This window comes from Bacillus siamensis KCTC 13613 (assembly GCF_000262045.1).
In the GTDB taxonomy this organism is placed as follows: Bacteria; Bacillota; Bacilli; order Bacillales; family Bacillaceae; genus Bacillus; species Bacillus siamensis.
Genome location: NZ_AJVF01000013.1, coordinates 321833 through 334490 on the forward strand (window position 1 = coordinate 321833; position 12658 = coordinate 334490).

A 12658-nucleotide genomic window follows, 5' to 3' on the forward strand; every position below is an offset into this window, starting at 1 on the left:
TTAAATAATCCTCCTAGAATTCCTGTTATTAAATTTTCACAATATAAATTGACTTAGATCTTTGTTATTTGCAATCGATCCGAGCTTTTCTTCAACGTATTGCGGCGTGATGGCGACTTTTTCCATCGTCACGTCCGGCGCTTCAAACGACAGGTCCTCCAAGAGACGTTCCAATATCGTGTGAAGCCTTCTTGCTCCGATGTTGTCCGTATCCTGATTCACATGATAAGCCACTTCGGCGATCTTACGAATAGCTTCGTCAGAAAATTCAAGAGATATACCTTCTGTCTGCAATAAAGCCTGATATTGTTTTAACAGCGCATTATCAGGTTCGACGAGAATTTTCACAAAATCATCCACCGTCAGCTTGCTCAGTTCTACACGTATCGGAAAGCGCCCCTGCAGCTCCGGAATCAGATCAGACGGTTTGGCCATATGGAATGCCCCGGCGGCTATAAACAGCACGTGGTCGGTTTTGACGGAGCCGTATTTCGTGACGACGGTCGAGCCTTCGACAATCGGAAGGATATCCCTTTGGACGCCCTCTCTCGAGACATCGGCCGAGGAAGAAGCCCCTCCGTTTTTTGCGATTTTATCTATTTCGTCAATAAAGATGATGCCGCCCTCTTCAGCTCTTAACACGGCTTCCTGGCTGACTTCATCCATATCGATTAATTTGCTTGCCTCTTCATTGGTCAGAACCTTTCTTGCCTCTCTGACCGTCATTTTGCGGCGTTTCTTCTTTTTAGGCATCAGATTGCTCAGCGCATCCTGCATATTCATGCCCATCTGCTCCATGCCGGAGCCTTGCAGCATGTCAAACATCGACGGCTGCTGCTCTTCCACCTCTACGGAGACGTAATGGTCTTCGAGCTCTCCCAATGCGAGCTGATGCGCCATGCGCTTTCTTTTCTCTTCAAGGCTCGCTTCTTCCTGCTGATCGCTTTCATCATCGCTTGACGGCTGGCTTCCTCCGAAAAGCATTTCAAATGGATTTTTCACACCCGCTTGTTTTTTCTTTCCCGGAACGAGAAGCCGCACAATGCGTTTGTTTGCATTTTCTTCAGCCTGTTCTTTCACTTCGCTGATTTTTTCTTCTTTAATGAGCCGCACGGATGTCTCAACAAGGTCTCTGACCATTGATTCGACATCTCTGCCTACATAGCCGACTTCTGTAAATTTTGTCGCTTCAATTTTTATAAATGGCGCACCGGTAAGCTTGGCGATCCGTCTGGCGATTTCTGTTTTCCCCACCCCTGTCGGACCCATCATCAGGATGTTTTTGGGAACGATCTCATCTCTCAGTTTTTCATCAAGAAGACTTCTGCGATAGCGGTTTCTTAATGCCACGGCGACAGCTTTTTTCGCATCCTGCTGTCCTACAATGTATTGATCCAACCGATCTACGATTTGTCTCGGTGTTAACGGTTTGTTTTCCATGCGCCTCAAGTCCTTTCTATTCAAGTTCTTCCAAAATGATCTGATCGTTTGTGTACACACAAATCTCGCCTGCGATTTTCAAAGCGGCTTTTGCAATTTCTTTGGCGGACAGGTTTTCTCCGGCATAAGTTTTCAGCGCTCTTCCTGCTGACAGGGCGTAGTTTCCTCCGGAGCCGATTGCCAAAACGCCGTCATCCGGCTCAATCACTTCACCTGTTCCCGATACGAGAAGCAAGGTATCCTGGTTCATGACAATCAGCATCGCTTCCAGCTTGCGCAGCACTTTATCGCTGCGCCATTCTTTCGCAAGCTCAACCGACGCACGTTTTAAATTGCCATTGTATTCTTCAAGCTTCGCCTCAAACATTTCAAAAAGTGTGAAAGCGTCTGCAACAGATCCCGCGAAGCCGGCCAGAACCTTTCCGTTAAACAGCTTTCTCACTTTTCTCGCAGTATGTTTCATGACTACAGCCTGACCGAATGTGACCTGGCCGTCTCCTGACATAGCGCTTTTTCCTTTATGCTGGACGGCAAAAATCGTTGTCGCATGAAAAGATGACATGAGAAGGGCCTCCTTTTAATTTTCTTTAAAAGCTCTCGGATGGTGGGACATATATGTGTTTCTCAGCATTTCCTTCGATACATGCGTGTATATCTGCGTGGAAGACAGATTAGAATGGCCCAAAAGCTCCTGGACGCTTCTTAAGTCAGCCCCTTCATTCAGCAGATGAGTCGCAAACGTATGCCGAAGCATATGCGGGTGTATATGTAAAGTGCCGGATGCCTTTTTTACAAGCCCGCTTAAAATATACCGGATGCCTCTGGCGGTAAGCGGACCGCCTCTTTGATTGACAAACAGCAAATCATGAGGCTCTTTTGCTTTTTCAAGCAGGCACTGCCTTCCGCTATTGATATACAGCTCCAGCGCATCACGGGCATATGAGCCGAACGGGATGTAGCGCTGCTTCCTGCCTTTCCCGTGAACGAGCACCGTATCCATAGATAAGTCAAGATCGCCGACAGTGAGCGTACAGCACTCACTGACCCTCATTCCGGTCGCATATAGAAGCTCAAGCAAGGCCTGATCGCGCATCCCTGACGGCTTGCTTCTGTCTGAAACAGCGAATAGTTCCTCAAGTTCTTTTTCATAAAGAAACTTCGGAATCCGTTTTTCTTGTTTCGGCAGATGAACAAGCTGAAACGGATTCTCTTCAACAAGCTTTTCCCTCATCAAAAATTTATAGAAGCTTCTCAAAGCTGAAATCTTCTTGCTGATTGTTTTTCTTGACAGGCCTTTTTCATAAGCTTCTGTCAAAAATATTCTCACATCATGATATGCAGCTTCTTTCAATCCATTTATATTTTGAGCATGCAGAAACATCCCAAATTCTTCAATCGAATTAACATAATTCACAATAGTATATTGTGAATAATTTTTTTCAATTTGTAAATATTCAACGAATAACTTTAAAAAAAAGTTAACATTCTCCGCCATTATTATGACCTTCCTCTCCGAAGGGCTTTTAAATGGTATCATATAATGCATTGAAGTTGCAATGAAAAGCTATATCGTTTTCGAAATAGTTTGAATAGTTTCAATTGCGCGTTTAGCGTATTCTTCATTTCGTTCTTTTTTGTTTTTAATTTTAACGGGCAGTTCTTTTAACAGCCCAAAGTTTGCGTTCATCGGCTGGAAGTTCTTCTGGTTCGTCGTCGTAATGTAATGAGCCATGCTTCCGATCGCCGTCTCCTGAGGGAATGTCACAAGGTCCTGACCGAGCACAAGTTTGGCCGCATTGATTCCCGCCACAAGGCCTGAAGCAGCAGATTCAACATAACCTTCTACGCCGGTCATTTGGCCTGCGAAGAACAGGTCGTTCCGCTGTTTAAATTGATATGTCGGATTCAAGAGGCTAGGCGAGTTGATAAATGTGTTTCTGTGCATGACGCCGTATCTGACGATGTCAACATTTTCAAGTCCGGGGATCAGTTTAAGCACTTCTTTTTGGTCTCCCCATTTTAAATGTGTCTGAAAACCTACAATATTATATAGCGTTCCTGCCGCGTCATCCTGTCTGAGCTGCACGACTGCATAAGGCCGCTTGCCTGTTTTAGGATCTTCCAGCCCGACCGGTTTCATCGGTCCGAACAGCATCGTTTTCTTGCCTCTTTTCGCCATGACTTCAATCGGCATGCAGCCTTCAAAGAAAATTTCTTTCTCGAATTCTTTTAACGGAACCGTCTCAGCCGTCGTCAGCGCTTCATAGAAACGGTCAAACTCTTCTTCTGTCATCGGGCAGTTTAAGTATGCCGCTTCTCCCTTGTCATAACGGGATTTTAAGTAGACTTTATCCATATCAAGGCTGTCTTTTTCAACAATCGGCGCCGCCGCGTCATAAAAATACAGGTACTCTTCTCCGGTGAGTTCTTTCAGCTGCTGTGAAAGCGATTCTGACGTAAGCGGTCCGGTCGCAATAACTGTCGGGCCTTCCGGAATCTCTGTTACTTCCTCAGTAAGTACCGTTACGTTCGGATGGTTTTTCACGAGATCCGTCACGCTTTGCGCAAATTCATGACGGTCAACGGCAAGCGCTCCCCCTGCCGGAACCGAACATTTATCAGCAGATTGAATGATTGCTGAGTCAAGCGCCCGCATTTCTTCCTTTAATACACCTACCGCATTGGCAAGCGTATTTGAACGGAGGGAGTTGCTGCATACCAGTTCGGCAAATTTATCAGTGTGATGGGCTGCCGTCTGCTTTACGGGCCGCATTTCATATAGTTTTACTTGAATTCCTCGTTTTGCAAGCTGCCATGCTGCTTCACTTCCGGCAAGGCCTGCTCCGATTACATTAACTGTTTGCTGGTTCATTTCTTTTCATCTCCTGTTGTTTGTTACTTCCACACAAAGAAGGTGAGCAAGGCTCTGCTCACCGCTACTTCTGTGGTTCTTCCTTATAATCGCATTCGACACATTGGACTTGTATGCCTTTTTTAAGCTTTTTCTCTACGAGCATATTTTCACATTTCGGGCATTTTCGTTCAATCGGTTTATCCCAAGATACGAAGTCACAGTCAGGATAACGGTCACAGCCGTAAAAGACGCGTTTCTTTTTTGATTTTCGTTCGACAATGTTTCCTTCATGACACTTAGGACATTTCACGCCGATTTGTTTAACAATCGGTTTTGTATTCCGGCAGTCAGGGAAGTTGGAGCACGCCATGAATTTGCCGTACCGGCCCATTTTATAAACCATCCGAGAGCCGCATAACTCACAATCTTCGTCGGCGTATTCAGGTTCAATTTCCACTTCTTTCATTTCGGCTTCCGCTTTTTTCACACGCTTTTCGAAATCGGAATAGAAGCTGTCAATGATTTGAACCCATTCTGTCTGACCGTCTTCAACATGGTCAAGGTCTCTTTCCATTTTTGCCGTGAATTCAACGTTAATGATTTCCGGGAAAAACTCCATGATGAGATCCAGTACAATCTGTCCGAGCTCAGTCGGCACAAACCGTTTATTGTCTAATGCCACGTAACCGCGCCGCTGGATCGTGTCAAGAGTCGGCGCATATGTGGAAGGACGGCCGATACCGAGTTCTTCAAGCGTTTTAACCAAGCGCGCCTCTGTGTAACGCGGCGGCGGCTGAGTAAAGTGCTGCTCGGGCTCAATATCTTTCGACAAAACCGTGTCTCCCTCTTTGAGGTCCGGAAGCATACGGTCTTTTTCTTCCAGCTGATCGTCTTTACCCTCTACATAGACTTTCATGAAGCCGGCGAATTTGACTTTACTTCCGTTTGCCCGGAATGTCAATCCGTTATTGCTGAGATCGACACTCATCGTATCCAGAACGGCTGGCGCCATCTGACTTGCAACAAAGCGCTCCCAAATCAGCTTGTATAATCTGAGCTGGTCTCTGCCAAGCACCGCTTTTAAATCGGCAGGTTTTCTGAGTACTGAAGTCGGGCGGATCGCTTCGTGAGCATCTTGAGCGTTTTCATTTTTCTTTGCCGGTTTCCGTTTTCCCGCTAAGTACTCTTTTCCGTACGCCTGATCAATAAAAGCTGACGCCTCTTCAACGGCTGTGTTGGAAATCCTCGTTGAGTCCGTTCTCATATACGTGATGAGTCCGACTGTACCTTCTTTACCGAGATCAATTCCTTCATATAATTGCTGAGCGATCATCATCGTTTTCTTCGCTCTGAAATTCAGCTTTCTTGCAGCCTCCTGCTGCAGGGTGGACGTTGTAAACGGCAGAGCGGGGTTTCGTTTCCGCTCTTTTTTCGTAACCTTGTCTACTGTATACTTGTTGCCTTTCAGCTCAGCAAGAACGGCTTTTACGTCTTCTTCGCTTTTTAAAGGAAGCTTTTTGCCGTTTTTTCCGAAAAAGCCGGCTTCAAACGTCTCTTTTCCTTTTAGAAATGAGCCGGTAATCGTCCAGTACTCTTCAGGTTTAAAGTCGTTGATTTCCTTTTCCCGGTCAATGATGATCCGGAGCGCAACAGATTGCACGCGGCCCGCACTGAGGCCTTTTTTTACTTTTTTCCAAAGAATCGGGCTGATTTTGTATCCGACGAGTCTGTCTAGTATGCGGCGCGCCTGCTGCGCATCCACAAGATCCATGTTAATCATGCGCGGATGTTTAAATGATTCTTTAATGGCGTCTTTTGTTATTTCATTAAAGACGACCCGGCAGTCAGAGTTGAGATCCAGATCAAGACTGTGCGCGAGATGCCATGCAATCGCTTCCCCTTCTCTGTCGGGGTCGGCCGCGAGATAGACTTTTTTTGCTTTCTTTGCCGCTATTTTTAATTCTTTTAAAACAGGGCCTTTTCCGCGGATCGTAATATATTTCGGTTCAAAGTTCTGTTCGATGTCAACTCCCATTTGACTTTTTGGAAGATCCCGGACATGTCCCATTGAAGCTTTGACTTTATATTTCTTTCCTAAATAACGTTCAATCGTTTTCGCCTTTGCCGGCGATTCCACGATGACTAGATAATCAGACATTTTCATCCCCCTCAAGAGGTGTTCTCTCTCTTTTCAAGTATCAATTCATTTTAGAGCTGCCTTTTTATGGCTTTCAACATTTCATTCTTTATGATGAACGTCATTTTATACATGAAAATAATGTGCAACTTTAAATCCTCACTATTATTAAATATTACAATACCGTTTGTCAAACGATATTTCAAAAGGGTTCCGTATACTGAACGCCTCGGGCGGTCAGCTCTCCGTCAATATCCTCTGCGCACAATACAGCTTTTGCCCCTTCTTGAATGAGTTTTATAGGTCCTCCGGAATATGGATTAAATATGGAACCGGGAACGGCAAATACCTCTCTCCCTTGATCGAGGGCCTGATAAGCTGTGATTAATGAACCGCTTTTTTCTTTTCCCTGCACGACTACAATTCCTTCACTTAATCCGCTGATTATACGGTTTCTCATCGGAAAGTGCCACTTTTTCGGCTTTGTTTCAGGAGGATGTTCTGAGAGTAGGAGGTGGTGTTCAGCCATGTATTCTGCTAACAGGAGATTTTCCCGGGGATAAATGTGATGGAATCCGCCGGCTATCACGCCGATCGTAAGCCCTTTTGCCCTGATGCTCGCCTTATGAGACAATCCGTCTATGCCGGATGCAAGCCCGCTTACGATGACCCAGCCTTTTTTTGAGAGTTCGGCGGTAAGATGCCCAACCGCTTTTATTCCGTCTTCCGTCGGTTTCCGCGTGCCCACAATCCCAATTTTTCGGCCTTTTTCAAGAAGCTGCGTATTCCCTTTTACAAACAAGACGGCCGGCGGATCATAAATCGTTTTAAGCCATGAAGGATAACGGCTTGATGAAATCGGAATGACAGTAATGCCTTCGCGGCGGTATTCGGACAGAACTTCATCGAGTTCCGAATCCTTGCGCTCTATTTCTCGAAAAATGGCTTTCGGAGCTGTTTTCCCTTCTGACAAAACGGTTAATGGATGCGGATCCCGTAAAAAAGACAGGGAGTGATCAGCTTTCCACCATTTTAATAGAAGAGACGGGGAAATAATTTGATTGATACTGCAGACCATTAAACAGCGCGATGCTTGATCCAAATCTGGCAACCTCCTCTTTTTTTCACAGTAAAAACAGGAACAGCCGTTACGGCTGCCCCTGCTTCGTTCAGTGAGTTTTGCACGTTTCAAATAAGCCTTTTTCTTTTAACACCTTAATCAGCGTTTCGCCCATTACAGAAGGGGTTTCCGCCACTTCAATCCCGCAGGCGTTCATTGTTTTGACTTTTTCTTCTGCCGTGCCTTTTCCTCCGGAGATGATGGCGCCCGCATGGCCCATGCGTTTTCCCGGAGGAGCGGTTTTACCGCCGATAAAGCCGACAACAGGCTTCGTCATGTTTGCTTTCACCCACTCAGCCGCTTCCTCTTCAGCTGTGCCGCCGATTTCTCCGATCATGATGACGGCATGTGTTTCAGGATCTTCATTGAACGCTTTTAACACGTCAATAAAGTTCGTGCCGTTGACCGGGTCACCGCCGATTCCTACAGCAGTAGATTGGCCTACGCCGGCTTCTGAAAGCTGATGGACGGCCTCGTATGTCAATGTTCCCGAACGGGATACAACGCCTACATGCCCCTTCTTATGAATGTATCCCGGCATAATGCCGATTTTGCATTCTTCAGGCGTAATAACACCCGGGCAGTTCGGCCCTATTAATCTCGTTTTCTTGCCTTCCATAAAGCGCTTCACTTTCACCATGTCCAAAACCGGGATGTGCTCAGTGATACAAATGACAAGATCAATTTCCGCGTCAACCGCTTCCATAATTGCGTCCGCCGCAAATGGAGCCGGCACGTAAATGACTGACGCATCAGCGCCTGTTGTACGAACCGCTTCTGCGACCGTATTGAATACCGGTACGCCTTCCGCCTCCGTTCCGCCTTTACCAGGTGTTACACCGCCAACGATATTCGTGCCGTATTCCAGCATCTGCTTTGTATGAAATAAAGCGGTAGAACCTGTAATCCCCTGTACAATAACTCTCGTATCTTTATTGATAAAAACACTCATTATCTGGTCCCCTGCCTTTCATTCTTTCCTAAACTAAGGATACGATTTTCTGCGCGCCGTCTGCCATTGATTCCGCAGATGTAATGTTTAAGCCTGATTCATTCAGGATTTTCTTTCCTAAATCTACGTTTGTCCCTTCAAGGCGCACGACCAGCGGCAATGTCAATCCGACTTGTCTCGTCGCTTCAACAACGCCCTCGGCGATGACATCGCACTTCATGATGCCTCCGAAAATATTTACGAAAATTCCTTTTACGTTTTGATCGGAAAGAATGATTTTAAAAGCTTCCGTAACTTTTTCTGCGGTTGCGCCGCCCCCGACATCCAGGAAGTTTGCAGGTTCTCCGCCGTAGTGTTTAATAATATCCATTGTAGACATCGCAAGACCCGCGCCGTTTACCATACAGCCGATATTTCCATCAAGGGAAATGTAGCTCAGATCGTATTTTGACGCTTCGATTTCTTTCGGGTCTTCTTCATCTAAATCTCTGTATTCCATAATATCTTTTTGTCTGTATAACGCATTGCTGTCAAAGTTCAGCTTAGCATCGAGCGCCATGACGTTTCCGTCTCCCGTGACGACGAGAGGGTTGATCTCGGCGATGGAGCAGTCCTTCTCAACAAATGCTTTATATAAACCGAGCATAAATTTAGCGGCTTTGCCGACAAGCTCTTTCGGGATGTTAATTGCGAATGCAATTTCCCTTGCCTGATAGCCTTGAAGGCCGACAGCCGGATCAATAACCGCTTTTTTAATTTTTTCAGGTGTTTTTTCCGCTACTTCTTCAATCTCCGTTCCGCCTTCTTCAGACGCCATTAAAACGATTCTTGAAGTGGCGCGGTCAAGTACAAGCCCGACATAGTATTCCTTTTTAATATCGCAGCCTTCTTCAATAAGTAAGCGTTTTATTACTTGTCCGTCCGGACCCGTTTGATGGGTGACGAGCGTCTTGCCTAACAGTTCTTCAGCATACCCCTTCACTTCATCTATTGTTTTTGCAATCTTTACCCCACCAGCTTTGCCTCGGCCGCCAGCATGGATTTGCGCCTTTACGACATAAACCGAGCTTGACAGGCTCTCTGCTTTTTCAACTGCTTCCTCTGCTGTAAAAGCCACTTTACCTTCAGGAACAGACACCCCGTATTTTCTGAGGACTTCTTTTCCTTGGTACTCATGGATATTCATTTCCCATCCTCCTAACTTATGTAGCAAAACTAAAAATAGACTGCGCTTTCATTCTATATAATACTGGAAGAATTGTCTAGGGTTCAAAACAAAATCTTTATATCCTTCCGAACATTCTAACTTTTATTTTATTGAAAATATAAATTTATACGGAGTCCGGGAAATGAATGTTCCTTATTTTTCGTTTTTCAGGCTTTCATCCAGTCGGTAAACAAATGAAAAAATTTCAGCAACGGTCTCATAAAGCGCTTCCGGTATCTGATCGTCGACCGTCAAATGGCGCATTAATTCGACAAGGGTTCTGTCTTCCTGAATGGGAACCCCCGCCTTCTCAGCTTCTTTTATGATATTTTCTGCGACATGCCCCCTGCCTGTTGCGACAACCTTTGGGGCTTGGTCTTTCTGCCGGTCGTAATGCAGGGCGACAGCTCTTCTTAACGGCGTTTGCTCTTTCATATTTTCACATCCACTTTTCGTCCGCCGTCTTTTTCTATAAACTCTTCCACAAGAGCGCTCTGGTCTTTCGGTCGCCGCTTTTTAGCCGTAACGCCCGACAGACTGAAGCCCGTTTCTTTTACAGCCTCTTTTAAAGCCGGTACGAGAGGGTCGATGGCCGCCTGAAGCTCAAAATCGGTCTCAACCGTAATGGTCATTACATTTTGCTGAATCATACAGTCCACAACGGTTTCTTGCAGCGTTTCAAGATGCAGCAAAAACAGGAGCCTGCAATGTGACGGATCAAGTTTTCCGTCAGGCTTCTTCCGTCCTTTAAAGAGAACTGTGATGTCATTCTCATACGCGGACGCTCCCAACGGAAATGACAGCACCATCTGCGTAAAAGATGGATTCTGCTGCTCAATAAACAGCTGTCCGTTTAATTTATGAATGAGCGGTTCTGCCTCTTGTTTAACGGATTGGGGCGCGTCTTGAAGCGTCCGGACGGCTTGGAGAGCCGTTTTCAGCGCTTGTTTCTCCGGCTGCGGAGCCGCGCCTTTTTCAAGCGCTGTAATGAATGATAATTCATCACGGGTGCCCAGCCCTTTTTTGATTCTTTGCAAAAGGCTTAATACGTCATGTTTTTCCGCATATTTCAGTTCAGTAAGCTGAACGGCTTTTTCGAAAACAGCCGCCTCCTGTTCTGTCAGATGTACGTTTTGGAGAACAGGTGCTGTTTTGGATGTTTTATCTTGAGAAATGAAAGCCTTGATGATGTCCGCCGTTTCTTTTACGGGACGGTTTTCATTCTTTTCGGCTGATGTCATTAATTTTTCGATAAGCTGTCTTGCCGCTTTTTCAGGCAGCTCCGTATCTGTCCGGGCACGCGGAGGAGAAGGGCGGCTTGTGGCTGCCTTTACGTTTTCACTAGTCTCTCGGACAATTGGTGATTGTTTTAATTCCGTCCGTTCTCCTTTATCCATCGGCCCGGTTTCTGAAATCGGCATGCGTGCGGTCTCGGCAAGCTTCTTCAAGAGGCGCTCTGCATGAAGATCCGTTTCCGCGTCTAACACGTCAGAAACCGCCTCTTGAAGCGCGGACAGCTCTTTTGCCGATTGCGGAGCCTGATTGATTGCCTGAAGCAGTCCGGAAAGAAGGCGGCGGGTCGGAACCGGAAATTTAACAGCATGAATAGCTGACAAGACTTCAGGGTGCGCGGGCAGTTCCCGTTTCAGCGCAAATACGATTGTTTCTGCCGCCTTTTTCGACTCGGCGGCCGGAAGCGATTCAGCCCAGCGGATGCAGGCTTTGAGGCTGTTTTCCGTCATCGGCAGCTTCTGCTGCATAAACGTTTCGGCAATCTGCAGAGATACCGGGTTCGGTTTGACGGAAAGAGCATTTAACAGTCTTCCCGCCGCTTCCTGAACGGTTTTCGGGCTTCCATCAAATTGGTCAACAACATGAAGCCGGCCTATTTTTTCCGCCGGCTGTCTGTCATAAGAAAACCAGTAATATGCCTGAGGACGGAGGGCGGTTTCAAGCTTTCCCTGCATCGTCCGGCCGCCGATTTGGATAAGCGCGCTTTGATCGTCCAGCAAACGGAGAACCTTCCCTAACAGCAGTCTTTTTTCGCCGCTGTCTTTACCGCCGTCTTGCCGATCCTGAGAGATTTCCGCCGTCAGCTGTCTGAAAGCCGCTTGGATTTCGCCGCTTATGTTCATGTCTTAAGCCTCTTTTCTAACAATAAGATTGAACGGGAGCGAATGTTTTTCGGTGAATAGTTGTCGGTCCGTATGCCTGAAGAGCTTCAAGATGTTCTTTCGTTCCGTAGCCCTTATTTTTTTCAAAGCCGTACATGGGATAGGTTTTGGCGTATTCCGCCATGAGACGGTCCCGCGTTACTTTAGCAATGCAGGCTCCGGCGGCAATTGACACGCTTTTGGCATCCCCTTTTATAACAGATGACTGCGGAATGTCCAGCGGTAGCGTCATGGCATCTGCAAGCAGATAATCAGGTGTTTCCGATAAAGCATTGACCGCTTTTACCATCGCGAGTCTCGCGGCCTCATAAATGTTGATCCGGTCAATGACATCCGCATGGACAATGCCTACTCCTATCGCTGTGGCTTCTTCCGTAATCCGATCGTAATACTCCCCGAGCTTCTTTTCCGACAGTTTCTTCGAGTCCGTGAGTCCGAGAATCTCGCATTCTGCCGGCAAAATGACAGCACCTGCGACAACCGGTCCGGCAAGCGGCCCTCTTCCCGCTTCGTCAACGCCTGCAATCAGGCGGAAGCCCTTTTTGTATGACAGCCTTTCGTATGCCGTCATGTTCAGCCACTGCTCTTTAAGGGCTTTTTCCTTCGCGTGTTTTTTCAGCCATTGCTCTAAAAGCGTCTGTACGCTTTTTCTCGGATCTTTTTCACATTGGGCAATGAAGGGGTCTCTTTCATCTTTGACCTCTTGCAGGCGTTCTTTTACGCTTTTTACGGTTAATGTATTCACGTTCTCTTCTCCCTTACATTATGTATATC

General features: G+C 46.5%; 11 protein-coding genes. All 11 read right to left on the reverse strand.

Annotation, left to right across the window (positions count from 1 at the left end):
* Window positions 1-36 precede the first annotated feature (36 nt).
* Window positions 37-1440 carry an HslU--HslV peptidase ATPase subunit gene (gene hslU / locus Y79_RS0101625; RefSeq protein WP_016936127.1) on the reverse strand — a complete coding sequence of 468 codons (1404 nt, stop codon included), beginning with the start codon at window positions 1438-1440 and terminating at the stop codon, window positions 37-39.
* 16 nt (window positions 1441-1456) lie between these two features.
* Window positions 1457-2002, reverse strand: coding sequence for an ATP-dependent protease subunit HslV (gene hslV / locus Y79_RS0101630; RefSeq protein WP_016936128.1), 546 nt, complete (start codon window positions 2000-2002; stop codon window positions 1457-1459).
* 15 nt (window positions 2003-2017) lie between these two features.
* Window positions 2018-2935 carry a tyrosine recombinase XerC gene (xerC, locus tag Y79_RS0101635; RefSeq protein ID WP_016936129.1) on the reverse strand — a complete coding sequence of 306 codons (918 nt, stop codon included), beginning with the start codon at window positions 2933-2935 and terminating at the stop codon, window positions 2018-2020.
* Between the two features lie 69 nt (window positions 2936-3004).
* Window positions 3005-4312, reverse strand: coding sequence for an FADH(2)-oxidizing methylenetetrahydrofolate--tRNA-(uracil(54)-C(5))-methyltransferase TrmFO (gene trmFO, locus Y79_RS0101640; RefSeq protein WP_016936130.1), 1308 nt, complete (start codon window positions 4310-4312; stop codon window positions 3005-3007).
* A gap of 64 nt (window positions 4313-4376) precedes the next feature.
* A complete protein-coding gene (gene topA / locus Y79_RS0101645; protein WP_016936131.1) occupies window positions 4377-6452 on the reverse strand; it encodes a type I DNA topoisomerase in 2076 nt (691 codons plus the stop codon).
* A 181-nt stretch (window positions 6453-6633) separates the two neighbouring features.
* On the reverse strand, window positions 6634-7533 hold the full coding sequence (gene dprA, locus Y79_RS0101650; RefSeq protein WP_016936132.1) for a DNA-processing protein DprA: 900 nt from the start codon (window positions 7531-7533) through the stop codon (window positions 6634-6636).
* Between the two features lie 67 nt (window positions 7534-7600).
* Complete coding sequence (sucD, locus tag Y79_RS0101655; RefSeq protein WP_016936133.1) at window positions 7601-8503, reverse strand: succinate--CoA ligase subunit alpha; 903 nt, start codon at window positions 8501-8503, stop codon at window positions 7601-7603.
* Window positions 8504-8531: 28 nt separating this feature from the next.
* The gene (gene sucC / locus Y79_RS0101660; protein ID WP_016936134.1) at window positions 8532-9689 is read right to left on the reverse strand and encodes an ADP-forming succinate--CoA ligase subunit beta; all 1158 of its coding nucleotides are present in this window, start codon (window positions 9687-9689) and stop codon (window positions 8532-8534) included.
* Window positions 9690-9863: 174 nt separating this feature from the next.
* Entirely contained in the window at window positions 9864-10145 is a 282-nt protein-coding gene (locus Y79_RS0101665) for a FlhB-like flagellar biosynthesis protein (protein WP_016936135.1), read from the reverse strand.
* Entirely contained in the window at window positions 10142-11845 is a 1704-nt protein-coding gene (locus Y79_RS0101670) for a hypothetical protein (protein WP_016936136.1), read from the reverse strand. Before Y79_RS0101670 ends, Y79_RS0101665 begins: the two co-directional genes overlap by 4 nt.
* A gap of 16 nt (window positions 11846-11861) precedes the next feature.
* Entirely contained in the window at window positions 11862-12629 is a 768-nt protein-coding gene (locus Y79_RS0101675) for a ribonuclease HII (RefSeq protein ID WP_016936137.1), read from the reverse strand.
* Between the last annotated feature and the right edge of the window lie 29 nt (window positions 12630-12658).

Bases quoted from the DNA above. Each gene is read 5' to 3' on its own strand.
- hslU (WP_016936127.1), bottom strand. From the start codon at position 1,440: ATGGAAAACAAACCGTTAACACCGAGACAAATCGTAGATCGGTTGGAT.
- hslV (WP_016936128.1), bottom strand. From the start codon at position 2,002: ATGTCATCTTTTCATGCGACAACGATTTTTGCCGTCCAGCATAAAGGA.
- xerC (WP_016936129.1), bottom strand. From the start codon at position 2,935: ATGGCGGAGAATGTTAACTTTTTTTTAAAGTTATTCGTTGAATATTTA.
- trmFO (WP_016936130.1), bottom strand. From the start codon at position 4,312: ATGAACCAGCAAACAGTTAATGTAATCGGAGCAGGCCTTGCCGGAAGT.
- topA (WP_016936131.1), bottom strand. From the start codon at position 6,452: ATGTCTGATTATCTAGTCATCGTGGAATCGCCGGCAAAGGCGAAAACG.
- sucD (WP_016936133.1), bottom strand. From the start codon at position 8,503: ATGAGTGTTTTTATCAATAAAGATACGAGAGTTATTGTACAGGGGATT.
- sucC (WP_016936134.1), bottom strand. From the start codon at position 9,689: ATGAATATCCATGAGTACCAAGGAAAAGAAGTCCTCAGAAAATACGGG.
- Y79_RS0101665 (WP_016936135.1), bottom strand. From the start codon at position 10,145: ATGAAAGAGCAAACGCCGTTAAGAAGAGCTGTCGCCCTGCATTACGAC.
- Y79_RS0101670 (WP_016936136.1), bottom strand. From the start codon at position 11,845: ATGAACATAAGCGGCGAAATCCAAGCGGCTTTCAGACAGCTGACGGCG.